At 59.1% G+C, this 26,981-nt stretch carries 30 protein-coding genes and 1 tRNA gene; 23 read left to right on the forward strand and 8 right to left on the reverse strand.

Annotation, left to right across the window (positions count from 1 at the left end; genetic code table 11):
* Window positions 1–69: 69 nt before the first annotated feature.
* From PFLQ2_RS22140 to PFLQ2_RS22130, 3 genes are read right to left on the reverse strand one after another with little or no spacing between them, the layout of a single operon-like run.
* Complete coding sequence (locus tag PFLQ2_RS22140; RefSeq protein WP_003178568.1) at window positions 70–651, reverse strand: cob(I)yrinic acid a,c-diamide adenosyltransferase; 582 nt, start codon at window positions 649–651, stop codon at window positions 70–72.
* A 2-nt stretch (window positions 652–653) separates the two neighbouring features.
* Entirely contained in the window at window positions 654–2,690 is a 2,037-nt protein-coding gene (locus PFLQ2_RS22135) for a sensor histidine kinase (protein ID WP_003178570.1), read from the reverse strand.
* Between the two features lie 47 nt (window positions 2,691–2,737).
* Window positions 2,738–3,655: a putative 2-dehydropantoate 2-reductase gene (locus PFLQ2_RS22130; RefSeq protein WP_003178572.1), complete on the reverse strand. Its 918-nt coding sequence runs from the start codon at window positions 3,653–3,655 to the stop codon at window positions 2,738–2,740.
* A gap of 141 nt (window positions 3,656–3,796) precedes the next feature.
* Here PFLQ2_RS22130 and PFLQ2_RS22125 point away from each other — a divergent pair, with 141 nt between their 5' ends.
* Both PFLQ2_RS22125 and PFLQ2_RS22120 read left to right on the forward strand, forming a co-directional pair.
* Window positions 3,797–4,276, forward strand: a complete 480-nt coding sequence (locus PFLQ2_RS22125; RefSeq protein WP_003178574.1) for a YajQ family cyclic di-GMP-binding protein — start codon at window positions 3,797–3,799, stop codon at window positions 4,274–4,276.
* A 159-nt stretch (window positions 4,277–4,435) separates the two neighbouring features.
* Window positions 4,436–5,278, forward strand: coding sequence for a mechanosensitive ion channel family protein (locus tag PFLQ2_RS22120; RefSeq protein WP_003178576.1), 843 nt, complete (start codon window positions 4,436–4,438; stop codon window positions 5,276–5,278).
* Between the two features lie 118 nt (window positions 5,279–5,396).
* On the opposite strand, the gene PFLQ2_RS22115 is transcribed toward PFLQ2_RS22120, so the two are convergent.
* The gene (locus tag PFLQ2_RS22115) at window positions 5,397–6,725 is read right to left on the reverse strand and encodes an OprD family porin (RefSeq protein ID WP_003178578.1); all 1,329 of its coding nucleotides are present in this window, start codon (window positions 6,723–6,725) and stop codon (window positions 5,397–5,399) included.
* A gap of 487 nt (window positions 6,726–7,212) precedes the next feature.
* On the opposite strand from PFLQ2_RS22115, the gene PFLQ2_RS29545 reads away from it, so the two are divergent.
* The 3 genes from PFLQ2_RS29545 (at window position 7,213) to PFLQ2_RS22105 (ending at window position 8,243) form a co-directional block, all read left to right on the forward strand.
* Window positions 7,213–7,512, forward strand: a complete 300-nt coding sequence (locus tag PFLQ2_RS29545) for a hypothetical protein (protein ID WP_152632682.1) — start codon at window positions 7,213–7,215, stop codon at window positions 7,510–7,512.
* A gap of 95 nt (window positions 7,513–7,607) precedes the next feature.
* Window positions 7,608–8,033: an HIT domain-containing protein gene (locus PFLQ2_RS22110; RefSeq protein ID WP_003178579.1), complete on the forward strand. Its 426-nt coding sequence runs from the start codon at window positions 7,608–7,610 to the stop codon at window positions 8,031–8,033.
* 3 nt (window positions 8,034–8,036) lie between these two features.
* Complete coding sequence (locus tag PFLQ2_RS22105) at window positions 8,037–8,243, forward strand: SlyX family protein (RefSeq protein ID WP_003178581.1); 207 nt, start codon at window positions 8,037–8,039, stop codon at window positions 8,241–8,243.
* Window positions 8,244–8,312: 69 nt separating this feature from the next.
* Here the strand turns inward: PFLQ2_RS22105 and PFLQ2_RS30875 are convergent, their stop codons facing one another.
* The gene (locus PFLQ2_RS30875) at window positions 8,313–8,918 is read right to left on the reverse strand and encodes a cold-shock protein (protein WP_003178583.1); all 606 of its coding nucleotides are present in this window, start codon (window positions 8,916–8,918) and stop codon (window positions 8,313–8,315) included.
* 396 nt (window positions 8,919–9,314) lie between these two features.
* Here PFLQ2_RS30875 and PFLQ2_RS22095 point away from each other — a divergent pair, with 396 nt between their 5' ends.
* The 18 genes from PFLQ2_RS22095 to PFLQ2_RS22010 all read left to right on the forward strand — a co-directional run bounded on the left by PFLQ2_RS22095 (window position 9,315) and on the right by PFLQ2_RS22010 (window position 23,059).
* Window positions 9,315–9,788 carry a Dps family protein gene (locus PFLQ2_RS22095; protein WP_003178585.1) on the forward strand — a complete coding sequence of 158 codons (474 nt, stop codon included), beginning with the start codon at window positions 9,315–9,317 and terminating at the stop codon, window positions 9,786–9,788.
* Between the two features lie 205 nt (window positions 9,789–9,993).
* On the forward strand, window positions 9,994–10,368 hold the full coding sequence (locus tag PFLQ2_RS22090) for a ribbon-helix-helix domain-containing protein (protein WP_003178587.1): 375 nt from the start codon (window positions 9,994–9,996) through the stop codon (window positions 10,366–10,368).
* Between the two features lie 115 nt (window positions 10,369–10,483).
* Window positions 10,484–10,705 carry an FmdB family zinc ribbon protein gene (locus tag PFLQ2_RS22085; RefSeq protein ID WP_003178589.1) on the forward strand — a complete coding sequence of 74 codons (222 nt, stop codon included), beginning with the start codon at window positions 10,484–10,486 and terminating at the stop codon, window positions 10,703–10,705.
* Between the two features lie 75 nt (window positions 10,706–10,780).
* Window positions 10,781–12,556, forward strand: coding sequence for an aspartate--tRNA ligase (gene aspS / locus PFLQ2_RS22080; protein ID WP_003178591.1), 1,776 nt, complete (start codon window positions 10,781–10,783; stop codon window positions 12,554–12,556).
* 119 nt (window positions 12,557–12,675) lie between these two features.
* Complete coding sequence (locus PFLQ2_RS22075) at window positions 12,676–13,422, forward strand: YebC/PmpR family DNA-binding transcriptional regulator (protein ID WP_003178593.1); 747 nt, start codon at window positions 12,676–12,678, stop codon at window positions 13,420–13,422.
* Between the two features lie 169 nt (window positions 13,423–13,591).
* Window positions 13,592–14,116: a crossover junction endodeoxyribonuclease RuvC gene (ruvC, locus tag PFLQ2_RS22070; RefSeq protein WP_003178595.1), complete on the forward strand. Its 525-nt coding sequence runs from the start codon at window positions 13,592–13,594 to the stop codon at window positions 14,114–14,116.
* 115 nt (window positions 14,117–14,231) lie between these two features.
* A complete protein-coding gene (ruvA, locus tag PFLQ2_RS22065) occupies window positions 14,232–14,840 on the forward strand; it encodes a Holliday junction branch migration protein RuvA (protein WP_003178597.1) in 609 nt (202 codons plus the stop codon).
* The gene (ruvB, locus tag PFLQ2_RS22060) at window positions 14,841–15,902 is read left to right on the forward strand and encodes a Holliday junction branch migration DNA helicase RuvB (protein ID WP_003178599.1); all 1,062 of its coding nucleotides are present in this window, start codon (window positions 14,841–14,843) and stop codon (window positions 15,900–15,902) included.
* Between the two features lie 128 nt (window positions 15,903–16,030).
* Window positions 16,031–16,498, forward strand: a complete 468-nt coding sequence (gene ybgC / locus PFLQ2_RS22055; RefSeq protein ID WP_003178601.1) for a tol-pal system-associated acyl-CoA thioesterase — start codon at window positions 16,031–16,033, stop codon at window positions 16,496–16,498.
* Window positions 16,488–17,183, forward strand: a complete 696-nt coding sequence (gene tolQ / locus PFLQ2_RS22050; protein WP_003178603.1) for a protein TolQ — start codon at window positions 16,488–16,490, stop codon at window positions 17,181–17,183. The genes ybgC and tolQ overlap by 11 nt, the downstream gene beginning before the upstream one ends.
* Before the next feature lie 23 nt (window positions 17,184–17,206).
* Window positions 17,207–17,659, forward strand: a complete 453-nt coding sequence (gene tolR, locus PFLQ2_RS22045) for a protein TolR (RefSeq protein ID WP_161798348.1) — start codon at window positions 17,207–17,209, stop codon at window positions 17,657–17,659.
* Window positions 17,659–18,720 (forward strand): cell envelope integrity protein TolA, encoded by a 1,062-nt coding sequence (tolA, locus tag PFLQ2_RS22040; protein ID WP_003178608.1) that lies wholly within the window; start codon window positions 17,659–17,661, stop codon window positions 18,718–18,720. The genes tolR and tolA overlap by 1 nt, the downstream gene beginning before the upstream one ends.
* Window positions 18,717–20,018: a Tol-Pal system beta propeller repeat protein TolB gene (gene tolB / locus PFLQ2_RS22035; protein ID WP_003178610.1), complete on the forward strand. Its 1,302-nt coding sequence runs from the start codon at window positions 18,717–18,719 to the stop codon at window positions 20,016–20,018. Before tolA ends, tolB begins: the two co-directional genes overlap by 4 nt.
* Before the next feature lie 52 nt (window positions 20,019–20,070).
* Window positions 20,071–20,568 carry a peptidoglycan-associated lipoprotein Pal gene (gene pal / locus PFLQ2_RS22030; protein WP_003178634.1) on the forward strand — a complete coding sequence of 166 codons (498 nt, stop codon included), beginning with the start codon at window positions 20,071–20,073 and terminating at the stop codon, window positions 20,566–20,568.
* Between the two features lie 6 nt (window positions 20,569–20,574).
* Window positions 20,575–21,414, forward strand: a complete 840-nt coding sequence (ybgF, locus tag PFLQ2_RS22025) for a tol-pal system protein YbgF (RefSeq protein ID WP_003178635.1) — start codon at window positions 20,575–20,577, stop codon at window positions 21,412–21,414.
* Between the two features lie 167 nt (window positions 21,415–21,581).
* Window positions 21,582–22,229: a 7-carboxy-7-deazaguanine synthase QueE gene (gene queE / locus PFLQ2_RS22020; RefSeq protein WP_003178637.1), complete on the forward strand. Its 648-nt coding sequence runs from the start codon at window positions 21,582–21,584 to the stop codon at window positions 22,227–22,229.
* 1 nt (window position 22,230) lies between these two features.
* Entirely contained in the window at window positions 22,231–22,920 is a 690-nt protein-coding gene (queC, locus tag PFLQ2_RS22015; protein WP_003178638.1) for a 7-cyano-7-deazaguanine synthase QueC, read from the forward strand.
* 63 nt (window positions 22,921–22,983) lie between these two features.
* A tRNA-Lys gene (locus PFLQ2_RS22010) sits at window positions 22,984–23,059 on the forward strand.
* Window positions 23,060–23,196: 137 nt separating this feature from the next.
* Here the strand turns inward: PFLQ2_RS22010 and PFLQ2_RS22005 are convergent.
* The 3 genes from PFLQ2_RS22005 to copD all read right to left on the reverse strand — a co-directional run bounded on the left by PFLQ2_RS22005 (window position 23,197) and on the right by copD (window position 26,979).
* Window positions 23,197–24,627, reverse strand: coding sequence for a hypothetical protein (locus PFLQ2_RS22005; protein WP_003178640.1), 1,431 nt, complete (start codon window positions 24,625–24,627; stop codon window positions 23,197–23,199).
* A gap of 81 nt (window positions 24,628–24,708) precedes the next feature.
* Window positions 24,709–25,896, reverse strand: a complete 1,188-nt coding sequence (locus PFLQ2_RS22000; RefSeq protein WP_003178643.1) for a cyanate transporter — start codon at window positions 25,894–25,896, stop codon at window positions 24,709–24,711.
* 171 nt (window positions 25,897–26,067) lie between these two features.
* Complete coding sequence (copD, locus tag PFLQ2_RS21995; protein WP_003178645.1) at window positions 26,068–26,979, reverse strand: copper homeostasis membrane protein CopD; 912 nt, start codon at window positions 26,977–26,979, stop codon at window positions 26,068–26,070.
* Window positions 26,980–26,981: the final 2 nt, after the last annotated feature.

Raw genomic sequence — 26,981 nt, forward strand, 5'->3', positions numbered from 1 at the left:
ACGAAATAGATCCCCTGTGGGAGCGGGCTTGCTCGCGAATACGGTCTGTCAGGCAATACAGTTCCCGGTTCAAACCTCAGGCTTGGCAGCCGCCTCCCAAAGCACCTCGGCTATTCCTTGTCGCCGGGCAATGACCCGCGCCGCTACGAACAGCAGATCCGATAACCGATTGATGTAGGCCAGCCCCGGTCCTTCCAGTGGTTCCACCGCATTCAACTGTTGGCAACGCCGCTCGGCGCTGCGGGCCAGGCTGCGGCAGACATGAGCCTGGGCGATCAGGGACGAGCCACCGGGCAAGATGAAATTCTCCAGCGGCCCCAGCTCCTCGTTCCACACGTCGATTGCCGCTTCCAGCCGCTCGACTTCCGCCATGTTTAGCGCCTGGTAGGCCGGCATCGCCAGTTCGCCGCCCAGGTCGAACAGCCGATGCTGACACGGTGCCAACACCTCGCTGATCTCCTGCAATGCCGGGTATTGAGTTGTTTCAGCGGCGAGGCCAGCCAGCAGCAAACCCAGCTGGCTGTTCAACGTATCCACCTCACCAATGGCCTCGACCCGTGGATGGTCCTTCGCCACGCGGCGACCATCGCCCAGCCCGGTTTCACCTTTGTCGCCGGTGCGGGTGTAAATCTTCGACAGGCGAAAGCCCATGTTCAACGCTCCAATTGCTTGTTTTCCTGCGGCACGATTGAAGTGCCCGCCAAGGGCAGGCGCAAGGTGAAGCAGGTGCCTTGGCCCGGCGCCGACTGGACTTCCATCTGGCCCTTGTGGTTGTTGGTGATGATGAAATACGAAACCGACAATCCCAGGCCGGTGCCTTGGCCGATTTCCTTGGTGGTGAAGAACGGCTCGAAGGTCCGCTTGCGTACGTTCTCGCTCATGCCGATACCGTTGTCTTCGACCTGGATTTCCGCCCACGGCGGATTCAACCGCGTGCGCAGGATAATGCGCCCGGGTTCGCCATCGTCCTGGCGCTGGTGGATCGCCTGGGCGGCGTTCTTCAGCAGGTTGAGCAGCACTTGCTCCAGCTCGTTCGCCGTGCCGGGCACCGGGCCCAGGTTCGGGTCGAACTGGCGGATGATCGCCTGGCCTTTGAAGTCGAAACCGATCGCCAGATCAAAGTCATTGCCGGCGATTTCCACGGCCTGGTCGATCAGCGCCGGCAAATCGCAAGGCGCCATTTGCCGGGTGCTGCGGCGGCTGAAGCTGAGCATGTGGGTGACGATCTTCGCCGCCCGGGCACCGGCTTGCTGGATGCCATCGAGCAGCTGTGGAATTTCCCGGCCCTGAAGGTAACGATTGACCTCTTCCAGGGCGATGCCCAATTGCTCGGCTTGTTCGAGATTGCGGGGCAGTTCCGGGGACAGGCGTCGACGGATGTTCTGCACGTTGTGCAGGATGGCGCCCAGCGGATTGTTGATCTCATGGGCCATGCCTGCCGCGAGGCCGCCGACCGAGAGCATTTTCTCCGATTGCACCATCATTTCTTCCAATGAAAGACGCTGGGTGATGTCATCGATGCGGATCACCACGCCACGCCCGGCGCCGCCCATCAAGGGGTAAAACGTCAGGGCGTAGTGCCGGGCCTCGTCGTCCTTGGTCCAGGTGACGCGTTCGATCTTGGCGACGGTATGCTGCTCGACGGTCTGCTTGAGCTGTGGCAGGTACGGCTTGAGTGGTTCGAAGGCAAGGAAGATCGGCTGGTTCAGGGCCTCGTCCAGGCGCGTGCCGGAGAGGGCGCTGGCTTCCTGGTTCCACTGGGTGACGTAGAGCTGTTCGTCGAGAGCGATCAGCGCCGAGGGCATGGAGTCGATGATGCTGTTGAGGTAGTTCTGGAACCCGGTGAGCTTTTTCTCGATCTTGCTGCGCACCTGGACTTCCAGTTCCAGCTTGCGGTTGGTGTGGCGGGTTTCTTCCGCCAATCCCTGGGCCTGGTCATAGGCCGCCTGGGAGTCGTCCCGCGCACGTTTGAGTTGCTGCTCCCGGGCTTCGATCCGCGACAGCATGGTATTGAATGCTTCGGCCAGGCTGCCGATTTCATCGTGATTGCCGCGAGCAGCGCGCAGGGCGTAGTTCTCCTCACGGGTGACCTGGCGTGAGAGTTCTTCGAGCTGGTGAATCGGCTGGGTGATCAGCCGCTTGATCTGCTGTGCGATGACCAGCCACAGCAGCACGCTGAAAATCAGGATGCCAAGGCTGGCGGTCAGGGTGCCGGTATAGAACGCTGTCGGCAGTTCGCTGCTGGCCACCAGCAAGAGATGGCCGGGCTCGGTACCGGGGCGGGGCAGGGTAATGACCTGGTTGCTGCGGAACTCGCTGGCCTGCCAGGCCTGCAAGTGCCGGAAATGGTCCGGCAGCTTGAGTTTTTCGGCATGCTGCAATTGCGCGAGACGTTCGCCCTGGCCGTCATACAGCGCCGCCGCCCGCAGCGGTGCGTAGCTGTTGAGTTCGTCGAGCAGGCGTTTGGCGCTCTGCGGCGATTGCAGGGCATCGGAAATCAGGCTCGGGTTGGCCACCAACCGGCCGATGGTTTGCAGGGCTTGGGGCGCCATGCTTTCCTGGGAGATGTAGTAGGCGGCGCTGATAAAGGTCAGGTTGGCCACCAGCAGGACAGTGGTCAATAACACCAACAGGGCGGCTAAAAGTTTCTGGCCGACCGGGAGGTTTTCAAGGCGCTGGCGCAATGGCATCAGACTCGTCGCTAAAAAAGGAACACGAGGGCCAGCGTAGCCGCTGGTCAGTCGCTGGGCAATCCAAGGTTTTCCAGGTGGGCGATCAGTCGCTGTCGCACTTGTTCCAAGTGTGGCACCGCCAGCTCATGTCGTCTCGCGGCCTTGCAGGCATGGCCGAGCAGGTAGCTGATCTCGGTACGGCGCCGATGGCTGACATCCTGGTACATCGAGGAGTAATTGGCGGCGGTGGCCTGGATCACCCGCTCCACTTCGGGTTGTAGATCTTCGGCCGCCGAGGGTTGACCGCAGCGTTCGAGCAGGTCGGTGAGTTCTGCGCACAAAGTAGCCACTTCGCAGCGATGTGCCTGCAAGCCGCCGTTGTTGCAATGGTGCAGTACGGTCAGGGGATTGATCGCACAGTTGAGCGCCAGCTTTCGCCAGAGACGGGTGAGGATATCGGCGCTCCATTCATGAGGGATGCCGGCGATGGCCAGGTCGTCCAGCCAGAACGGCGCCACCGGATGGGCGGGGTCGCCGAGCCAGGTAAAGCCATGGCCGGCGAACACCACGCGCCAATCACCGTCGCGGAACGCACCTTCAGTGCTCGAGGCGCTGATGCAGCGGGCCAGGGGCGCGCACTGGGCCACGGCGTCCTGGCTGCCGAGACCGTTCTGCAACAGGATCAGCTCCGAATCGGCGCTCAGTCGATGGGCCACCGAACTGACCGCCGCCACCGCGTCGTAGGCTTTGCACGCCAGTAGCAGGCGCTTGATCGGTTCCGGGCTGTGGGCCGTTTCGCCAGGTACCGGGTAGCATTGCGCCTGGCCCTGTTCCACCAGGGTCAATCCGCCGGCGGCTCGATAGGCCTGTAGGCGCTCCTCGTTGCGCAGCACCAGGCGCACCGGTAAACCGGCCCGGGCCAGGCGTGCGGCCCACAACGTGCCGAGGCTGCCGGCCCCCAGGACATGCCAGGTCGTAGACATCAGTTTTTTGCTCGGATTGGCGCAGGCATCTCAGGGCTCGCAGTATCGGCGGGAAAAGACCCGTTATAATGAGCCCGATTTTAACCACAAGCCAAGCGCGCGCCTTTGTACTGGCGCGCCTTTTTATTTGGAGAACACTACATGCCGTCATTCGACGTGGTATCCGAACTGGACAAGCACGAAGTCACCAACGCGGTTGAAAATGCCGTCAAGGAACTCGACCGTCGTTATGACCTCAAGGGCAAGGGCAGTTTCGAGTTCAAGGAACTGACCGTCAACCTGACCGCCGAGGCCGAGTTCCAGCTCGAGGCGATGATCGAGATCCTCAAGTTGGCGCTGGTCAAGCGCAAGATCGACGTGCAGTGCCTCGAGGTCAAGGACGCTTATGCCTCGGGCAAGCTGATGAAGCAGGAAGCTGTGCTCAAGGAAGGCATCGATAAGGAACTGGCTAAGAAAATCGTCGCTCACATCAAGGACGCCAAGCTCAAGGTGCAGGCTGCCATCCAGGGCGAACAGGTGCGAGTCACTGGCAAGAAGCGTGACGACCTGCAGGAAGCCATCGCGGCGCTGCGGGGCAAGGAATTCGGCATGCCGCTGCAGTTCAATAACTTCCGCGACTGATCCTTCAGTTGTATGGAGGCCTGTGGCGAGGGAGCTTGCTCCCGCTTGGGTGCGAAGCGCCCACCTATATGGGACTGCTACGCAGCCAGCGGGAGCAAGCTCCCTCGCCACAATGTGCCTCTGCAGGTCTTTTAGTGGTGACAGGAATAGGAGATAACGATGGACTTGAATGCTGAAGTGGACAACCTGGTCAAGGTTTCCCAAGCCTGGATCCCGATGATTATGGAATACGGCAGCCGGGTGCTGCTGGCGATCATCACCCTGGCCGTCGGCTGGTGGTTGATCAACAAGGTGACGCAGAAACTGGGCGCTTTGCTGGCCCTGCGCAATGCTGACCTCGCGTTGCAGGGGTTTATCAGTACTCTGGCGAACATCATTCTGAAAATACTGCTGATCGTCAGCGTCGCGTCGATGATCGGTGTGGAAACCACCTCGTTCGTTGCCGCCATCGGTGCAGCAGGCCTGGCAATTGGCCTGGCATTGCAGGGCAGTCTGGCGAACTTCGCTGGCGGCGTGCTGATCCTGCTGTTCCGCCCGTTTCGCATCGGTGACTGGATCGAAGCCCAAGGCGTAGCCGGTACGGTCGATAGCATCCAGATCTTTCACACGGTGTTGCGTACCGGTGACAACAAGACCGTCATCGTGCCCAACGGCAACCTGTCGAACGGCATCATCACCAACACCAATCGCCAACCGACTCGCAAGGTCGTGTTCGATGTGGGCGTGGATTATCAGGCCGACCTGCAAAAGGCCCGGGAAGTACTGTTGGCGCTGGCCAAGGATGAGCGCGTGCTGGCCGATCCGGCACCTGAGGCGGTGATTTCCACCTTGGGCGACAGTTCCATCACGGTGTCGCTGCGTATTTGGGTCAAGACGGCGGACTACTGGAGTGTCATGTTCATGCTGAATGAACAGGCGCGGGATCGTTTGAAGGATGCGGGCATCGATATCCCGTTTCCACAGCGAGTGATTCGGGTGGTTCAGGAATCTACGTTGGCTTAACGCTCGATCGGCTGTTGTTTGACTTTAAAGTCAGGCGTTGCGTAAAAAGTTGATTCAACAAAAAAGGCCCATCCGAAGATGGGCCTTTTTTTGATTACCGCGAACTAAGCTTCGGCAATTACAGAACCGAAATCGGGTAGTCGACGATCAGGCGGAACTCTTTGATATCGCCTTCGCCTTCATCAGCGTTAGCGTAGTGCCAGGCTTGACGAACACGGAAGGAAAGATCTTTTGCCGGGCCAGACTGAACAACATATTTGGCTTCGAAGTTGGTTTCGTTGTGCTTGCCATCTTCACCGTACAGACCAGCGTAAGGGCTGCCTGCTGGAGTGTTGGTGCCGTCGATGTCCCAACCTTTGACGTAACGGGTCATGAAGCTCAGACCAGGAACGCCATACTCAGCCATTTTCAGATCGTAACGGATCTGGGCAGACTTCTCGCCAGGGGCGTTGAAGTCAGAGTACTGGATGGAGTTGGCGAGGAAGATCGAGTCGCCACCACGGTTGTTCGTGCCCACGCCGATGTAGTCGAACGGCGTGTCGCCGTTGATTTTCTGGAAGGCTACGGTGATGGTGTGCGCTTTCAGGAACGAGAAAGCAGCTGCCAGGGAGAACGCGGTGTTGCTGATGTCGCCGGCCTTGGAGCTGCCGGTGTCAGTGGTGCGGTAGATGTTACCGTCCAGGTTCAACGACTGATCGCCACCCATTGGGATGGTGTAGTTCAGGTTGCCGTAGTACTGGTTCCAGATGTCTTCCAACTGGGCGCCATAGATCGATGCGCTCAGGTTGTCGCTGAATGCATATTTGCCGCCAGCGTAGTCGATGGTGTTGGCTTCTACACCAGCGTAGGTTGCAAACAGGCCGCCATTGCGAGCGTTGCGGTCCTGGCTGGTTGCCGAGTAGAAGTGGCCGGCTTCGAGGTCAAGGTCTTTGACTTCGCTGCTCTGCAGTTGGAAACCGCTGGCAGATTGAGGCAGGACGCGGGAACCACCTACAGCGAACACTGGAGCAGTGCTTGGCTGTTGGTCGCCGATTTTCAGCTCGGTCTTGGATACGCGGAACTTGATTGCCGCACCGGCCTTGCCTTGGCTGTCGTTGACGTCGCCATCGGCATCGCGGCTCATGTTGCCAGTGCCGCCAGTACCGTCACCGCCATCCAGCTTGACTGCCAGGTAACCGAATGCATCGACGCCGACGCCTACGGTACCTTGGGTGTAACCGGAGTTGAAGTTGCCCCAGATACCCTGGGTCCAGTCTTTCTGATCGGTAGCGCCGTCTTTGCGGTCACGGTTGAAGTAGTAGTTGCGCAGCAGCAGTTTAGCGCTGGCATCTTCAACGAAACCTTTGGCTTCAGCCTGGTCACTTACGAAAGGTGCGGCCGTAGCCATTTGAGTACTGGCTGCTGCAGCAACGGCCAGTGCGATCATGCTCCACTTCATCACGCGCATCGTGATTTGCTCCTTTGGTTTTAGAAGAGTACTGCCGTCCCACCTGTTTTATTATCTGGGCGGCTCTTTCTTTTTGTGTCGGCGCAAACTTATATCACGCCGACCCTATTGGCGATACTTGCCCATACAACCTTTCAGCTTCTTTACGACCATGTCGCCAATGGCTCGATCCGTGTCGCATTTTGGCTGAGCCGACGCAATCGGATTCACAACTTGGATGTTGTTTTTTTCTCCGGCATCGGTGCAAAGAGTCCGTCATTACCGCGCTTGAAGCTCCTGAGGGCAGCCTTGCCACTTTAATTCTAAGTATCTGCGGGGTCCGCTTCCGGCGGGGCCTTTAGATGATGCGGGGATGAATGCAACAAGCATGCACAAACCCGAATTTCTTTTACATTTTTTTCACATTTTACGGGTGGACTCGGTGAAAGCTCATGAAACCGGGCTCCAAAGGCCTTGTTTTAAATAGGGTTGACTGAGTACGGCTCCCGTGTTTGAAGCCGGAAAGCATCACCCGACAACCAAAAACGTTACCGGTTCACCCTACCTGTTGGGTAAATCCCGGATGCTTTGTGCACTGAGCGTAGACTCACTGTGCTGTTTTGGTGCAAAAAATTTACAAGCTGTACGAAAATCCAACAGTTCGGGTGCCGAGCCTGAGCGCCAGGCGATCGTTCCTGCCTTGGGCGAGGTCTTTTGCGCTGTGTTGGTGCGTGAGGCTGCACCTGTTGATGCCACGCTCTCGGAAAATCGTGTAATCACCCGTTTCGGCCTGGACGGTACGCAGTGATCAGACCGGCATTCGCGGGTATGCTGCAAGCCTGCGCCCGAGACAGGCCTGCGGGCTGTCGGGCCGGGCAGAATCAATAACGAGGAGTACGCGCGGTGTTTGCCTTAGATCCACGACTGCAACAAGACACATTGCCTATCGGCGATTTCCCACTGTGCCGGCTGCTGCTGTCCAATGATTCCAATTACCCGTGGTTCATCCTCGTGCCGCGGCGGGAAGATATCAGCGAATTGTTTCAGTTGGATGACGCTGGTCAATTGCAGCTGTGGCGGGAAACCACGACGTTGGCCGAGACCCTCAAGGATTCGTTCGATGCCGATAAACTGAACGTTGCAACCTTGGGTAACGTTGTCAGTCAGTTACACATGCATGTCATCGTTCGCAAGCATGACGATGCCGCCTGGCCGGCGCCGGTCTGGGGCAAACATCCGGCCCGGCCTTATAATGAAGAACAGGTCGCAGCCATTCGCGAACGGTTGCGCAGGGTCCTGGCCGATGATTTCAAGTTTCTGGAGGGCTGAACCATGAACCTTGAACAGCGAGTAACCGATCTGGAAAGCCGCCTGGCATTTCAGGATGACACCATCCAGGCATTGAATGACGTACTGGTGGAGCAGCAGCGGGTCGTCGAGCGTTTGCAGCTGCAGATGGCGGCGTTGCTCAAGCGTCAGGAGGACATGGCGGGGCAATTCGAGGCTTTTGAAGAAGAGGCACCGCCCCCTCATTATTGATGGCTCCGACGGGCAGGCAATAAAAAACCGCGAGCAGCCAGGCTGCATCGCGGTTTTTTTACGCTCGGATCAGCGACGCGGCAGCGCGGCGATCACGTCTTCGGCTTGCAAACCTTTGTCGCGGTTCATGACGGAGAATTCCACGCGCTGGCCTTCCACCAGGACGCGGTGGCCTTCGCCACGAATCGCCCGGAAGTGCACGAAAATGTCATCGCCGGAATCGCGGGAGATGAAACCGAACCCCTTGGACGTGTTGAACCACTTCACCGTGCCGGTATCGCGGTTGGACATGTCGTAGTTCTGCGTCGCAGCGGCTGGCGACGACTTCTTGTAGAAGCTCACGGCCAGGTGCAGAGCGACGGCCAGCAGTGCCGCGCCCAGGCTGAACAGAATGGCCGGTTGGCCGCCGATTTCCGGCATGGGTGCCAGCAGCGCCAAAGTTTGCAGGGCAACGGCCAGTACCAGCAAGACGCTGACGAGGTTTTGCAGTTGATGACGAGGACCTTTGTTCCAGTAAGGGATAACAGGGGCGAGGGTCAGGTTGAGCAGGCCGAAAAAGGCCAGGTACAGCGCATCGGGGTGTTGCAGGTAAGGTGTGGCTTCGGAACCCAGGCTAGGGATGAAGGACAGCAGCAGGGCAGCTGCGCCCATTAGCAAGTGGACGATTTTCAACATTTTGATTGGCTCACGGTTAAGACAGATCACAAGGAAGAGCTGGTCGGGGCGGTTCGCTTCGAAACAATGAGAGGCGTTGGACACGTACCCGAATCAGCCTATGCGCCATGCCCGGGAAAATAGGCGTAGCGACACACTGCCTATTTAACAGCAAAGCCTCGGCCTTCTCAAACGCGTTACGGGCGCCCACCACGCTGTTCGTCGGCCAAGACGCCCAGCTGGTGCTTGAGGGGCGCAGGCATTGGGTGTTGAATTCCCCTGATGGTCGGAACCGTCCGGTGTTCCGGCTTGTCGGTTCAGGAGGGGCCGGCGATCTGTCGCAGGCCGAAGGCGGCAAAAACCACTAGAGTTGCGGTGGCCGCTGTCGAATTCATCACCGTCAGGAGTTCAACCCACATGGCTATTGATATCGGAATCAGTGAAGAGGATCGCAAATCCATTGTTGACGGGCTTTCGCGCCTGCTCTCGGACACCTATGTGCTGTACCTCAAGACCCATAACTTCCACTGGAACGTTACCGGCCCGATGTTCCGGACGCTGCACTTGATGTTCGAGGAGCAGTACAACGAGCTGGCGCTGGCGGTCGATTCAATTGCCGAGCGGATTCGCGCCCTCGGCTTCCCGGCTCCCGGTGCCTATTCGGTGTACGCGCGCCTTTCTTCTATTAAGGAGGAGGAGGGCGTGCCGGGCGCGGAAGACATGATCCGGCAGCTGGTCGAAGGCCAGGAGGCGGTGACACGTACCGCTCGCGGCATCTTTCCTTTATTGGACAAGGTCAGCGATGAGCCCACAGCCGATTTGCTGACCCAGCGTATGCAGGTTCACGAAAAGACCGCCTGGATGCTGCGCTCGCTCCTGGAAAACCAGTAAGGCGCGCTTTGTATGGGGTGGCGAGGTGCGATATTGCCTGCGCCTCGTGGGTAGGACGGCGTAATTCGTCGCCTGCCTGCTGTTGGCTTGTCCTACGTCCATGGTCATAAAGTCGGCTGGATCTGGCGATGCCGTTGAGCTTCCATAGAGCCACAGATTGGTTGTTCCAATTGAGAGGCTCGTATGGCAAAGGAGTGTCAACGGTATGATCCAAGGAAAAGAATCCGGCGAAGCGGTGCGTGGGCGCTTGCCGCTCATACACGTCGATCCGTTCGTCAGGGGGTTCGACATGCAGCTGGCCCGGCCCCTGGCTCGTTCCATCCGCCTGAACGGGTTCGCTACTTGTCTGCGGCTGGAGCAGGTCTATTGGGATATTCTCAGGGACATGGCCCTGCTCAACAGCTGCTCCATCAGCACCTTACTGTCCCATGTGGACCGGGAGGTGCACCTGCGTCATGGCGGCGTACGCAATTTCAGCGGCCTGGTGCGAGTGGTCTGTGTGGTGCACAGCTTGAAGGAAACCGGGGTCGCGGCTGTAGAGCCTTCCTCGGCAGGGCGAGTCCCTGAGCCCTGTCGATGATGGCAGCGGCCTGTGCTGTCTAACGGCTGCACAGGCTGCATTTAATGGATATAATCCCGCTCTTTGCCGCAAAGCCCAGCCTTTGCGCGTGTAACCTGATCGCCGAGACAACCCCATGCCGATGTACGACTATCAATGTGCTTCCTGTGGTCATCAGATGGAAGCCATTCAAAAGATCAGCGCGGCACCGCTGGTCGATTGCCCTGCCTGCCAGGCGCCGGAACTGAAAAAGATGCTGTCCATGCCTGGTTTCCGCCTCGGCGGCACGGGCTGGTATGAAACCGACTTCAAGACCGGTGCCAAGAAAAACCTGGCCGGTGGCGACAAAGCTGACTGAGTTGAACACGCGCGAGTTCTTGCACGGGCAGGGCCTCCAACCGAATTTCGAATTACGAGAAGTGAAACCACTACCATGATGCGCAGCCATTATTGCGGCCAACTGAACGAAAGCCTGGAAGGTCAGGAAATTACTCTTTGCGGATGGGTCCATCGTCGCCGTGACCATGGCGGGGTGATTTTCCTCGATATCCGTGATCGGGAAGGCCTGGCCCAAGTGGTGTTCGATCCGGACCGCGCGGAAACTTTCGCCACCGCCGACCGCGTGCGCAGCGAATACGTGGTCAAGATCACTGGCAAGGTGCGCCTGCGTCCAGCCGGTGCCGGCAACGCCAACATGGCCTCCGGCATGATCGAGGTGCTGGGTTACGAGCTGGAGGTTCTGAACGAATCGGAAACCCCGCCGTTCCCGCTCAACGAATACTCCGATGTCGGCGAAGAAACCCGCCTGCGCTATCGCTTCATCGATCTGCGTCGCCCGGAAATGGCCGAGAAGCTGCGTCTGCGTTCGCGCATGACCACCAGTATCCGTCGTTACCTGGACGAGAACGGCTTCCTCGACGTCGAGACGCCGATCCTGACCCGCGCCACCCCGGAAGGCGCCCGCGACTACCTGGTGCCGAGCCGTACCCACCCCGGCAGCTTCTTCGCCTTGCCGCAATCGCCTCAGCTGTTCAAACAACTGCTGATGGTGGCCGGGTTCGACCGTTACTACCAGATCGCCAAATGCTTCCGCGACGAAGACCTGCGTGCCGACCGTCAGCCTGAGTTCACTCAGATCGACATCGAGACCAGCTTCCTCGACGAAAAAGACATCATGGGCCTGACCGAAGGCATGATCCGCAACCTGTTCAAGGAAGTGCTGGGCCTGGAATTCGGCGAATTCCCCCACATGACTTTCGAAGAGGCGATGCGCCGCTACGGTTCCGATAAGCCAGACCTGCGTAACCCGCTGGAACTGGTCGACGTGGCCGACCAGCTTACAGAAGTTGAATTCAAGGTATTCAGCGGCCCGGCCAACGACCCGAAATGCCGCATTGCGGCCCTGCGTGTTCCAGGCGGCGCCAGCATGCCGCGCAAGCAGATCGACGATTACACCAAGTTTGTCGGCATCTACGGTGCCAAGGGCCTGGCGTACATCAAGGTCAACGAGCGCGCCGCGGGCATTGACGGCCTGCAATCGCCGATCGTGAAAAACATCCCGGAGGCCAACCTCAACGTAATCCTCGACCGCGTTGGCGCGGTTGATGGCGATATCGTGTTTTTCGGCGCCGACAAGGCCAAGATCGTCAGCGAAGCCTTGGGCGCGCTGCGCATCAAGCTGGGTCATGACCTGAAGCTGTTGACGTGCGAATGGGCACCGATGTGGGTCGTGGACTTCCCGATGTTCGAAGAAAACGACGACGGCAGCTTCTCCGCGTTGCACCACCCGTTCACCGCGCCGAAGTGCTCGCCGCAAGAGCTGGAGGCCAACCCGGCCACCGCCCTGTCCCGTGCCTATGACATGGTTCTTAACGGCACCGAGCTGGGTGGCGGTTCGATCCGTATCCACCGCAAGGAAATGCAACAGGCAGTGTTCCGCCTGCTGGGCATCAACGAAGCCGAGCAGGAAGAGAAGTTCGGCTTCCTGCTCGATGCCCTGAAATACGGTGCGCCGCCCCACGGTGGCTTGGCCTTCGGCCTGGATCGACTGGTCATGCTGATGACTGGTGCCCAATCGATCCGGGAAGTGATCGCGTTCCCGAAAACCCAGAGCGCGGCCGATGTCATGACCCAGGCTCCGGGTGTCGTGGATGCCAAAGCCCTGCGTGAGCTGCACATCCGTCTGCGTGAACAGCCCAAGGCTGAGTAAGGCCGGCACCTGAGAAGGGCGCATCTTCGGATGCGCCTTTTCGTTGGGGTCGATATTTCTGGTTGCCGGCTGCGCATGCGCGGGGCGGGCAATGTTCCAAAGAGAAACCGGAGCGAGTTATGGCAGGTCATTCCAAGTGGGCGAACATCAAGCACCGCAAAGAACGTCAGGATGCCAAGAGAGGCAAGATCTTCACCAAGTGGATCCGTGAGCTGACGGTCGCGGCACGTCAGGGTGGCGGTGATCCGGGTTCCAACCCGCGCTTGCGCCTGGCCCTGGACAAGGCGTTGAGTGCCAACATGAGCCGCGACATCATCGACCGGGCCGTCGCCCGTGGCGCGGGTGCGACCGAGGCCGATAACGTCGAAGAGCTGACCTACGAAGGTTACGGTCCGGGCGGTGTGGCAGTGATGGTCGAGTGCATGACCGACAACCGCAACCGCACCGCGGCAGCCGTGCGTCACGCCTTCAGCAAGTGCGGCGGCAACTTGGGCACCGACGGTTCGGTGGCCTATTTGTTCGAGCGCAAGGGGCAGATCAGCTTCGCGCCGGGCCTCGATGAGGACGCCCTGACGGAGGCGGCCCTGGAAGCCGACGCCGACGATGTGATCGGTCATGACGACGGCTCGTTCGAGGTGTTCACCTCGTTCGCCAGCTTCTACGCCGTGCGCAACGCCCTGGAGGCGGCCGGTTTCAAGCCCGCCGATGCGGAAATCGTCATGCAGCCGACCACCAGCGCCGAACTGGACCTGGAAGGCGCCGAGAAGGTGCTCAAGCTGATCGACATGCTCGAAGACCTGGACGACGTGCAAAACGTTTATTCCAATGCCGATATCCCGGAGTCGGTGGCTGAGCAGCTAGGCTGATATTCTTGTGTGCAACGCGTTCTACCCAAATGCATGATTGCCAGGGTGGGAGCGGGCTTGCTCGCGAATGCGGTGCATCAGTCGATATTCATGTCGGATGTGACGCCCTCTTCGCGAGCAAGCCCGCTCCCACATGTCCAGGTAACCCCCTCTTCAAACCGCAGGCGCTATGACTCTAATCCTTGGCATCGACCCCGGTTCGCGCATCACCGGCTACGGCGTGGTTCGTGATACCGGGCGCGGCTGCGTGTACGTTGCGTCAGGCTGCATCCGCACCGGTGCCGGCGAGCTGCATGAGCGCCTGCAGATTGTTTATCGCGGCGTGCGTGAGGTCATCCAGACCTACGGTCCGGTCACTATGGGCATCGAAAAGGTCTTCATGGCGCGCAATGCCGATTCTGCCCTGAAACTGGGGCAGGCCCGGGGCGCGGCGATCGTTGCCGGCGCCGAGGAAAACCTGGAGATCGCCGAGTACAGCGCGACCCAGGTCAAGCAGGCGGTCGTCGGAACCGGGGCGGCAAACAAGGAACAGGTACAGATGATGGTGATGCACCTGTTGAAGCTGGTCAGCAAACCGCAGATCGACGCCTCCGACGCCCTGGCTATCGCCATTTGCCACGCCCATACCCGTTCCAGTCTGTTGCCCCATGGCTTGGGAACCGCACGCAGTCGTGGCGGGCGCCTGCGTCTCTGATAGCATCAGCGCAATCTCTCGTGAGCCCGAGCCTTTTTACGCCTGTGTTGTCGGCGTTCCTGCTCCGGTTGTTACTCGCCAGCCAGCGGCTGGCCTATGCCCAAGGATCTGAAACGTGATTGGACGCTTGCGCGGCACCCTGGCTGAAAAACAGCCGCCGCACCTGATTCTGGATGTGAACGGGCTCGGCTATGAGCTGGAAGTGCCCATGACCACCCTGTATCGCCTGCCGTCGGTCGGCGAGCCGCTGACACTGCATACCCATTTGGTCGTACGCGAAGATGCGCAGTTACTCTATGGTTTCGTCGGCAAGCGCGAGCGAGACTTTTTCCGCGAGTTGATCCGTCTCAATGGTGTCGGTCCGAAATTGGCCCTGGCCTTGATGTCGAGCCTGGAAGTCGATGAGCTGGTGCGCTGCGTGCAATCCCAGGACACCTCGGCCCTGACCAAGGTGCCGGGTGTCGGCAAGAAAACCGCCGAGCGCCTGCTGGTCGAGCTCAAGGATCGCTTCAAGACCTGGGAAGCGGTGCCGGCGATGTTCGCTCTGGTGCCGAACCAGCCGGATGCGCCTGCGCCAGCGGTCAGCGCCGAGAACGATGCAGTCACCGCGCTCATCTCCCTGGGCTACAAGCCGCAGGAAGCCAGCAAGGCGATTTCCGCTATCAAGGAAAAAGGCCTGAGCACTGAAGACATGATTCGTCGTGCCCTGAAGGGAATGATTTAAGTGATTGAAGCTGACCGCCTGATCGCCGCCACGGGCGCGCCCCGTGACCGCGAAGAAATCCAGGACCGCGCGATTCGCCCAGTCAGCCTGGCCGACTACATCGGCCAACCGACCGTGCGCGAGCAAATGGAGCTGTTCATCCAGGCAGCCCGCGGGCGCAGCGAGTCGTTGGACCATACGCTGATCTTCGGCCCGCCGGGCCTGGGCAAGACCACGCTTGCCAACATCATTGCCCAGGAAATGGGCGTGTCGATCAAGAGCACGTCGGGGCCGGTCCTCGAACGACCGGGCGATTTGGCGGCGCTGCTGACCAATCTGGAACCCCATGACGTGTTGTTCATCGACGAAATTCATCGGCTGTCGCCGATCGTCGAAGAAGTGCTGTATCCGGCCATGGAAGATTTCCAGCTCGACATCATGATCGGCGAAGGGCCGGCGGCGCGTTCCATCAAACTCGACTTGCCGCCCTTCACCTTGGTGGGCGCCACCACCCGCGCCGGCATGCTCACCAACCCGCTGCGCGACCGTTTCGGTATCGTCCAGCGCCTGGAGTTCTACAACAACGCAGACCTGGCGACGATCGTCAGCCGCTCGGCGGGTATCCTCGGGCTGCCGCTGGACCCGGACGGCGCCTATGAAATCGCTCGTCGGGCCCGGGGAACGCCGCGGATCGCCAACCGGCTGTTGCGCAGGGTGCGCGATTTCGCCGAAGTCCGGGCCAAGGGGCACATCACCAAACCGATTGCCGACCTGGCGTTGAACCTGCTGGACATCGATGAGCGTGGTTTCGATCACCAGGACCGGCGCCTGTTGCTGACCATGATCGAGAAGTTCGACGGTGGCCCGGTGGGTGTGGACAGTCTGGCAGCGGCCATCAGCGAAGAGCGCCATACCATTGAAGATGTGCTGGAACCGTACTTGATCCAGCAGGGCTATATCATGCGCACCCCACGCGGACGCGTAGTGACCCGCCATGCTTATTTGCATTTTGGCTTAAACATCCCGACACGAATGGGCGAGATGCCGGTGGTAGACGAATTCCTCGATGCCGTGGACGATTGAACGAGCCTCTATACGCCGACTTTTTCCTGGTTCGTGCTGTCCCAGACGAGGCCCGGAGCGTCAATGCGTTCGAGAATGAAAAAACAGTTGCCTGGCCGATTGGCAACCTGAGGAGTAAGCACTAGAGTATGCGCGCGCAAAACGGGCTGGAGTCGTTCGCACATCGCTGTCGCGTTTATTACGAGGACACCGATGCCGGCGGCATCGTTTACTACGTCAATTACCTCAAGTTTATGGAACGGGCTCGAACCGAACGGCTGCGGGAACTGGGTTTTGCCCAATCCGCGCTGGCAGGGGAGGACCTGTTATTCGTCGTGCATTCCAGCGAAGCGCGGTATCACGCGCCGGCGCGACTGGACGATGAGCTTCTGGTAAGTGCCGATGTCATCGAGTTGAACCGTGTCAGCCTGCGCTTCAAGCAGCAGGTCAGGCGGGCTACGGATAACGTGCTGCTCTGCGAAGGGCAGTTTTTGGTGGCCTGTGTGCGCACCTATAGTTTGAAACCCCGGGCCATTCCCGAAGCTCTACGTGCGGCCTTTGCCGACGTGAGCGGCGCGGGTACACACTCAGAGCAGGAGATAAAGCGTGGAAGCTAACGTCGTCGACCATTCCTCCATGTGGAGCCTGGTCAGCAATGCCAGCGTCGTGGTGCAGTTGGTAATGCTGATCCTGGTAGCCGCATCGGTGACCTCATGGATCATGATCTTTCAGCGCAGCAACATGCTGCGCGCCGGTCGCCGTGCCCTGGAGAGCTTCGAAGAGCGCTTCTGGTCCGGCATCGACCTGTCCAAACTCTACCGCCAGGCCGGCAGCAACCCGGACCCGGATTCGGGCGTGGAGCAGATCTTCCGTGCCGGCTTCAAGGAGTTTTCCCGCCTGCGCCAGCAACCCGGCGTCGATCCGGAAGCGGTCATGGAAGGTGTGGCCCGTGCCATGCGCGTCGCCATCTCCCGCGAGGAAGAAAAACTCGAGCAGGGGCTGTCGTTCCTGGCCACCGTCGGTTCGGTCAGCCCGTACATCGGTCTGTTCGGCACCGTGTGGGGGATCATGAACTCCTTCCGTGGCCTGGCTTCCGCCCAGCAAGCGACCCTGGCCACCGTGGCCCCGGGCATCGCCGAGGCATTGGTCGCCACCGCTATCGGCCTGTTCGCGGCGATTCCAGCCGTTATCGCCTACAACCGCTTCGCTGCCCGCAGCGAAACGCTGACTGGCCGTTACTACACCTTCGCCGATGAGTTCCAGGCGATCCTGCACCGCAAAGTGCACACCAGCGAAGAATAAGCAGGTATTTCCCAATGGCTTTAATCGCTCGAGCCCGAAAAAAGCGCAAGCCGGTTGCCGAGATGAACGTGGTGCCCTACATCGACGTGATGCTGGTGCTGCTGGTCATCTTCATGGTGACCGCGCCCATGCTCAATCAGGGCGTAAAGGTCGATCTGCCCAAGGTTTCCAGCGAAGCCTTGCCGCAGGACAATAACACCCAGGTCCTGACCATTTCGATCAAGGCTGACAAGACCTACTACTGGAACCTTGGCAGCGAAGTCGATACCGAGAAGCAGCAGGACCGGGCCATGACCCTGCCGCAGATGACCGACGCGGTGACCAAGATCATTCGTGTCGGCAATGACGCCGGCAAGCGCACGCAAGTCTTCATTCGTGGCGACAAGACCGTCGACTACGGCGCCGTGATGGGCGCCATGGGTGGCCTGCAGAAAGCCGGGGTCGGTAATGTTGGCTTGATTACCGAGGCGCCCTGATGCAGCAACAGCGAGAGCCGTCCGCCTCGGAAAGCTACTTCTGGCCCAGTGTCCTTGCCATCGGCTTGCATGTGCTGGTGTTCGGCATGCTGTTCGTCAGTTTTGCCATGACGCCTGAATTGCCGCCGGCCAAGCCGATCGTGCAGGCGACGTTGTATCAGCTCAAGTCCAAAAGCCAGGCTACGACCCAGACGAACCAGAAGCTTGCCGGTGAGGCGAAAAAATCCGCCGCGCGCCAGACCGAAGTCGAGCAGATGGAACAGAAGAAGGTTGAGCAGGAAGCAATAAAGGCTGCGGAACAAAAGAAAGAGGAAGCCGCTCAAAAGGCCGAAGAAGCCAAGAAGGCCGATGAGGCAAAAAAGGCTGACGAAGCCAAGAAGGCCGACGAAGCGAAGAAAACCGCCGAAGCGAAAAAGGCAGAAGAGAAACAATTGGCTGATATAGCCAAGAAGAAGGCCGAAGAAGAAGCCAAGAAAGCCGCTGAAGAAGAGGCCAAGAAAGCGGCCGCGGAAGAAGCGAAGAAGAAAATCGTCGAGGACGCGAAGAAAAAAGCGGCCGAAGACGCCAAGAAGAAAGCTGAAGCTGACGAGGCGAAAAAGAAAGTCGCCGAAGACGCGAAGAAGAAAGCCGCCGCCGACGCCGCCAAGAAAAAGGCCCAGGACGCAGCGCGTAAATCCGCCGAAGACAAAAAGGCCCAGGCCCTGGCAGATTTGCTTTCCGACACGCCAGAGCGCCAGCAGGCATTGGCCGATGAACAGGGCGATGAAGTCGCCGGCAGTTACGATGATTTGATTCGCGCCCGAGCGGCGGAAGGCTGGGCTCGTCCACCTTCGGCGCGCAAAGGCATGAGCGTAGAGTTGCAAATTGGCATGCTGCCCGACGGTACGGTTACCTCGGTCACGGTTAACAAGTCCAGCGGTGACGGTCCGTTCGACGCCTCGGCGGTCGCAGCGGTCAAGAACATTGGACGATTGACGGAAATGCAAGGAATGAAACCGAGCGACTTCGCTCCCTATCGTTCATTCAAGATGACATTCACACCTGAGGATCTAGCCTTGTGAGAAACCTTCTTCGAGGAATGCTTGTCGTTATCTGCTGCCTGGCAGGGATAGCGGTAGCAGAGGAAAAGAACATCCTGGTCACCAGCGGCAGCGATCGGGCTACCCCGATCGCCGTCGTACCATTCGGTTGGCAGGGCGGTAGTGTCCTGCCGGACGACATGGCGGAGATCATCGGCAACGACCTGCGCAACTCGGGCTATTACTCGCCGATTCCGAAACAGAACATGATCAGCCTGCCGACCCAGGCCAGTGAAGTCATCTACCGTGACTGGAAGGCCCTGGGCGCCCAGTACATCATGGTCGGCAGCATTGTCCCGGCCGGCGGTCGCCTGCAGGTGCAATACGCCCTGTTCAACGTCGCCACCGAGCAGCAAGTGCTGACCGGCAGCGTATCGGGCAGTGTCGATCAGTTGCGCGATATGTCGCACTACATCGCCGACCAGTCGTTCGAGAAACTCACCGGCATCAAGGGCGCGTTCTCCACTCGCATGCTCTACGTGACGGCGGAACGTTTCTCCGAGAACAATACCCGCTACACCCTGCAGCGTTCCGACTATGATGGCGCCCGTGCGGTGACCCTGCTGCAATCGCGCGAGCCGATCCTGTCGCCGCGTTTTGCCCCCGATGGCAAGCGCATCGCCTATGTGTCGTTCGAGCAGAAGCGTCCGCGCATCTTCGTGCAGCACATCGACACCGGTCGTCGTGAGCAGATCACCAACTTCGAAGGCCTGAATGGCGCGCCAGCCTGGTCGCCGGACGGTTCGCGCCTGGCGTTCGTGCTGTCCAAGGACGGCAACCCGGACATCTACGTGATGAACCTGGCCTCGCGTTCGATCTCTCGCGTCACCAATGGCCCGGGCATCAACACCGAACCGTTCTGGGGCAAGGATGGCTCGACCATCTACTTCACCTCCGACCGTGGCGGCAAGCCTCAGATCTACAAGACCAGCGCCGGTGGCGGTGGTGCCGAGCGCGTGACTTTCGTCGGTAACTACAACGCCAACCCTAAATTGTCGGCGGACGAAAAAACCCTGGTGATGATCCATCGCCAGGATGGTTTCACCAATTTCAAGGTGGCGGCCCAGGATTTGCAGCGCGGTAGCGTAAAAATCCTCACTGATAGCACTCTGGACGAGTCACCTACTGTTGCGCCCAACGGCACCATGGTAATCTACGCCACCCGCCAGCAGGGCCGGGGAGTCTTGATGCTCGTGTCCATTAATGGACGCGTGAGGCTCCCGCTTCCTACCGCACAAGGCGAAGTCAGAGAACCGTCCTGGTCCCCTTACCTGAACTGACGCGGCGCAATACGTTTTACTTAACACACTGGGGTTCATTAGGAGTTTCACGATGGAAATGCTGAAGTTTGGTAAATTTGCTGCGCTGGCTCTGGCCATGGCTGTAGCTGTAGGTTGCTCGTCCAAAGGCGGCGACAATGCCGGTGAAGGCGCTGTCGATCCAAACGCTGGTTACGGCGCTAACACTGGTGCTGTTGATGGCTCCCTGAGCGAAGAAGCTGCTCTGCGCGCAATCACCACCTTCTACTTCGAATACGACAGCTCGGACCTGAAGCCAGAAGCCATGCGCGCTCTGGACGTTCACGCCAAAGACCTGAAAGCAAACGGCGCTCGCGTTGTTCTGGAAGGCAACACCGACGAACGTGGTACTCGTGAGTACAACATGGCACTGGGCGAGCGTCGTGCGAAAGCCGTTCAACGCTACCTGGTACTGCAAGGTGTTTCCCCAGCTCAGCTGGAACTGGTTTCCTACGGCGAAGAGCGTCCAGTTGCTACCGGCAACGACGAGCAGTCCTGGGCTCAAAACCGTCGCGTCGAACTGCGTAAGTAATTCGTCATGCGAACGTGCCGTCGTGCTGTAACTGTTCTGGCTCTCAGCCTCGCGCCGCTTGCGGCGTGGGCTGCGGTTCCTGTGGTCGATAACGATGCCGGCTATAACAATAGCGGGAGCAGCTATCCGCCTGCAGGTTACGGTACGAACGGCGCCTATGCCGGGGGAGGGGTTTCGGCCCCTGTCTCGGCACAGGGCGAGCTGTTCAACCAGCTCCAGCAAATGCAGGATCAACTGTCGCGCCAGCAAGGCGTGATCGAAGTTCTGCAGAATGATATTTCGCGCATGAAACAGGAAAACCTGGAGCGATACCAGGATCTTGATCGGCGCATAGGAAGTGGTGCTGCACCTGCCGCGACTCCTGAGAATTCTAATGCCGGTGGCGATTTGAACGCCCCCGGTGCAGCCGCAGGCGCTGGCGCGGGGGCCGCTGCTCCGGCAGCACCTGCCGCCAGTGGCGAGCCGGCTGATCCGGCGAAGGAAAAGCTCTATTACGACGCTGCCTTCGACCTGATCAAGGCCAAGGATTTCGACAAGGCCAGCCAGGCCTTTGCCGCTTTCCTGCGCAAATACCCCAACAGCCAGTACGCGGGCAACGCCCAATACTGGCTGGGCGAAGTGAACCTGGCCAAGGGCGACCTACAAGGTGCCGGCCAGGCGTTTGCCAAGGTTTCCCAGCTGTATCCCAAGCACGCCAAGGTACCGGATTCGCTATACAAACTGGCTGACGTAGAGCGCCGCCTGGGTCACACCGACAAGGTCAAGGGCATCCTGCAGCAGGTGGTGGCCCAGTATCCGGGTACATCCGCCGCCCAGTTGGCCCAGCGTGATTTGCAACGCATGTAAGCCGGCTTGACGTTGAATTGAAGAAACCCGCGCCTGCCGCGGGTTTTTTCGTTAGAATTCACGCCCTTTTTATGAAACACGCTTTTTGGGATCTGCGCGTTGGCGAGGTTCCTTGAAGTGCCTGACGGAGGCGGACAGCCTGTTTAGCTGTTACGCCCGTGGCGACTATGCAAGACACATTGAGAATTACCGAAGTTTTTTACTCGTTGCAGGGTGAAACGCGAACGGCCGGGCTGCCCACCGTATTTGTGCGGTTGACCGGCTGCCCGCTGCGTTGCCAATACTGTGACAGTGCCTACGCCTTCAACGGCGGCACTTTGCGCACGCTCGACGATATCCTCGAGCAAGTTGCCGGCTATCGTCCGCGTTATGTCTGCGTCACAGGCGGCGAGCCGTTGGCGCAACCCAACGCCATCCCTTTGCTCAAGCAGTTGTGCGATGCCGGTTATGAGGTCTCGCTGGAAACCAGCGGCGCGCTGGATATCTCGGCCGTCGACCCGCGTGTCAGCCGCGTCGTGGACCTGAAAACCCCAGGCTCCAAGGAAGCGCATCGCAACCGCTACGAGAACATCGAGCTGCTGACGCCCCATGATCAGGTCAAGTTTGTCATCTGTTCGCGGGACGATTACGACTGGGCGGCGTCCAAGTTGATCCAGTACGGGCTCGACCAGCGGGCCGGCGAGGTATTGTTTTCGCCAAGCCATCACGACCTGAACGCCCGTGATCTGGCGGACTGGGTGGTAGCGGACAACCTGCCGGTACGCCTGCAATTGCAGCTGCATAAATATCTTTGGAACGACGAGCCGGGGCGCTGACATGACTGAACAATCGAATACCGAGAAACGTGCGGTCATCCTGCTGTCCGGCGGCCTGGATTCGGCGACGGTGGTGGCCATGGCCCGTGCCGAAGGCTACCGGTGCTACACCATGAGTTTCGACTACGGCCAGCGTCATCGTGCTGAACTGCATGCTGCCGAGCGGGTTGCCAGGGATTTGGGCGTGGTGGAGCACAAGGTGATCGGCCTGAACCTCAACGGCATTGGCGGCTCGGCCCTGACCGACAGCTCCATCGACGTGCCCGAAGCGCCAAGCGAAGGCATTCCGGTGACGTACGTGCCGGCCCGTAACACCGTATTCCTGTCCCTGGCATTGGGTTGGGCCGAAGTACTGGGCGCTCGCGACATCTTCATCGGCGTCAATGCGGTGGATTACTCCGGCTATCCGGACTGCCGTCCGGAGTTCGTCGAAGCGTTCGAGCGCATGGCCAACCTGGCGACAAAAGCCGGCGTAGAAGGACAAGGCTTCCGCATCCAGGCGCCGCTGCAAAATCTCAGCAAGGCAGACATCGTCAGGGCCGGTGTGAAGCTCGGCGTCGACTACGGGCTCACTGTTTCCTGCTATCAGGCCGACGATCAGGGCCGTGCTTGCGGCAAATGCGACAGCTGCCGATTGCGTGCGGAAGGCTTCGCAGCGGCGGGCGTGAGCGATCCAACCCCTTATTTTTGATTTATTTCAAATTAAGTGTTGAATAGTCCTTAGAAATCAGTATTATACGCGCCACCACACAGCGGGTCGTTAGCTCAGTTGGTAGAGCAGTTGGCTTTTAACCAATTGGTCGTAGGTTCGAATCCCACACGACCCACCATTTTTAGCAGTTTAGAAAATCCGGAAGGCCCACGTAAGTGAGGATTTCCGGGTTTTTTTTTGTCTGGAATAAACCGGTCCCGCCCAAGGGGCGGGGAATGGAGTCGAAGGGGCATACGCTCATGGCTTGATGGGCTATCAGCCTTTTTTCTCGCCCGAAGCGGAGCGGTAAATTCCCGGACCCAGCGCTTCCCACCCTAGCCAGCGTCCTGCAAGGATCCGCCATGAAGGCACCCGACAGATCCATTCGCTCTGTGGTCGCGAGGCAAATGCGAGCAGCCGGGGCTTTCGTACAACTTTGCTATTGAGCGTGCTGATACAGAACTTCGAGTAGTTCTTAAGTTCTTTGAGTTCAAGGGACAGCATATCGTTTGGGCACAGTAACAGTACGTCGCCAAAGGAATACAACTGGAACGCCTCGACGTCTATTTTTTGCGAAGTGACTTGGCGCGTTTTCCACATGGTTGCGCTCAGGTCCTGCAGCTTTATATCTTCTGGCAAGGCGTATCGCTCAGTCGTTTTTTGGCGAACTGATAAACCTCCCGCTGCAATGTAGGTTATCTGGCTCAAACTGCCTGGCGAAATCAATGTGAAGGCGCCAAAGGCGAATATCATCGCCACCAGGCCCTTGGAGGTACGGCTGTAGATATCCCCCTTGAAGCAATAAAATATGACGACCGGTAGTAGGGTAAAAATGAGTGTCAGCCAGGACATACCCGCCACGTAGGGGACGGTGTCCGAGGTTTCCTTCTCCATATATGAACGTATCGTCAACAGTATTGGGAAGGCTGCGAAGATAACGGTGACAAAGATGGAGATCGAGAGCAAGGTGACGAGCCAGAATTCCTGACGAGCGAGTATCCACGACAGTCGCCGCTGCCATGCTCCTTTTACCCTGCGCCACGCTGGAGTTATCTTGTTTTTGATTGCCTGCCAACGGGTGCGCCATTTTTGCTGGCGAGCACTTGGGGGGCGGGCAGTCTTATGCGTTTGTCGTCTTTTTCGCTTTGCTGGTTGATGGGTCGCCAAACGCTTCAAGCGAGTTCGATTTAACCTGGCTTGGACAACTATGCTTTTCTTGATGATTCTTTTGAAGGGCGTGAGTGCGTACATGAGAAAGCACGCAACGAAGACGATCAGGAATAATCCTGAAAATGTTACCCAGGCATTCAATTTTGACCAAAAGAAGGTCGCCCAGATGAATGAACTAAAGCCGACAACAGTGGGGAGCATCAAATAGAAGACAATTTTCGGTTGGTTGTCCTTCATGTTTGAAAACAGCGAAACCGAGCAACCGAACATCCACGTTGTTGCGCCCAGGATGAATAGATACGAAAGCATTAGCAACAGGACCAGGACTACCCAGACCAACAATGCGGACTTCACATCAATGGATGGCAGGAATAGGTCGATTCGTCCAATCGTACGGGTATAAAGATACAGTGTGGTGAACCCTAACCCTGTTGCGAACAGGCCTAAGCTCACTGTGATCTGGGTCCAATAGGAAAGAATGCGTTTGGCGGTGTGCTTGAACACTTCGTTGAAGGTTCTGTCAGGTGTAGCGGACAAGGCGTAGCTCCCTTACGAGGTAAAATTCCCGGCAGGTATAGTAACGCCAAGTCGCAGCCGCCAAATATTCGATCCATAGGTTTAGCGGATGTGCTGTTCGTAATGTTTTGGGTCCAAGCGCAACACCATCACCATCATCAGCCCCATGACCGCCGTGAGCGACCACCAAGCCCACTCGAAACTCCCCAATTGATCGCGGATCATCCCGGCAATCAACGGCGAGAGCCCGGCAATAAGGTAGCCGATACCCTGCACGTACGCGGTGAGGCTGCCGGCCCGGCGGGGGTTGTCCAAGTGATCGAGGGACACGATCAGGCTCATTGGGAACAGGCCACCGATGCCCAGCCCCAGCAGGCAGGGCCATAGCAGGCTGAAGCGTTCCGGGCTGAGGATCAGGCCGCAAAAGCCGCCGATGATCAGGGCCAGCAACACAGCCAGCACCAGGCGCTTGTCCTGGCTGCGGTTGGCAATCGCCGGGGTGAGCAGGCCGGATAATACTTCCATCGCTGTGAGAAACCCCAGGATTAAGCCGGCGTGCTGTTCGCTCCAGCCTTTCTCCACGTAGTACGGTGCCAACCAGGCCAACACGCAGGTGTAGGAGGCGGTACCCAGGCCGAAAAAGATCGCCAGCAACCGGGCCCGGCCGTTGGCGAAGAACGATTCCTGCTGCCGTGTCGGTGCGTCGGGCAAGGGCGTGACGGCCGAACGCTGAGCGTACCAGCAACCCAGTGCGACCAGCGCCAGCAGCGCCCAGATCGCCAGGCCGATGCGCCAGCTGCCGGTCTGTGCCAGGACGAAGGGTGAGAAGGACGCGGCAATGGCAGCGCCTCCCATGATCGACGTGACGTACAACCCCATGAGCAATGAAACGTTATTGGAGAAGCGCGATTTGATCAGCGCCGGCATCACCGCCTGGATCAGGGCGATGCCGATCCCGGCCAACACCGCACTGATGATCAGCTCGGCGGCACTGTCCAGGTACAGGCGCGACGCGGTGGCGATGCCGATGATCAACAGCGACAGTACGATGGTGCGGTGTTCGCCGATGCGCAGGGCGATGCGCATGCCCAGGAACATCGCCAGGCCCATCGCCATGACCGGCAGCATGGTCAGCAGCGAGGCGGTGCTGAAGCTGAGGGGCACCTCGCCGCGAATGGCTGACAACAACGGCCCCACCGCCGCCATTGAGGGGCGCAAGTTGAGCGCCACCAGCACGATGCTCACCATCAGCCAGACGGCATGGGTGCTTGAAGTTTTAACGTTTTCCATGACAGGGCCTTGGCTTGACAAAGCGTCATTTAGGCGGGTGCGGCTTGTCATGGGCAAACTGAAAACTGGCGGGGAATATTGAAAAATTAAATACCGTACTCAATCAATCAAGGTTCAGGAACTTGTGTGAAGAGGGAGCAAGCTCCCTCGCCACAAGCAGCCCGCAGCTTCCTATTCCATCTCCGGGCTCAGCGTCCCCAACCAAGCCACCAACCCCAGGACGATCACCGCCACGGAGAACTCCAGCACCATGCTGCGCCTCAGCGCATTCACCGCGACGTTGTGTTCACCGGTCTGTCGGGCTTTCTCCAGGAGTGGGCTCAGATGAAAGCGGTTCAGCGCGGCGAACACCAGCATGGCCGCGAACAGGACGAGTTTGAGCGCCAGCAACTGACCGTAGCGGCTGTCGAGCAGCCCTTCGACGCTTGGGCCGACGATGAACAGATAATTCACCACCCCTGTCACGCTAATGACTGCCACAATCACCGCCCCGGCGGTTTCAAATCCGGTCAGCGTCCGAGCCAGTACCGGCAGTTGGGGCTTGGCCTGGCGAAGCAGCAGGGCAAACGCGGCCAGGGCCCCGACCCAAGCGCCCGCTGCCCACAGATGCAGGAAGTCGGTGATGAAGTGCCAGCTACGAGGGGTGCCTTCGTCCATGGCGCCGTGTCCTGCCCAGGCCAGCGTCGCCAAGGCCACGGCCCCGCCCAGCATGACCAGGCCGAGGCTGGCGGTCGGCCAGCGTCGATTGAGCGTCACGGCGACCCCGGCCAGGAACAGCACCGCTATGCGCAGCGTCCAACTCAGGCCGACATCCGTCTCGAATACCATCATTTCAATGTGCGGCCACAACTCGGCCCAGTCCGAGACACCGCTCATGGCCCAGGCCATGCAGGCCATGGCAGCCAGGGAGAACAACCCGCCAAGCATCGCCGTAGTCCCCAACAGCGGTACGAAAGGCAACTGCGCGCCTGACACCCGCTCTTGGCCTCGCAGGCTATAGAGACCGAACGCAGCCAGGCCGAACAACAACATCAAATCCAGGTACAGCGCAAAACGCAGCGCGATGTTGATCGAGTCGCTCATCA

It is taken from the genome of Pseudomonas fluorescens Q2-87, assembly GCF_000281895.1.
GTDB lineage: Bacteria > Pseudomonadota > Gammaproteobacteria > Pseudomonadales > Pseudomonadaceae > Aquipseudomonas > Aquipseudomonas fluorescens_S.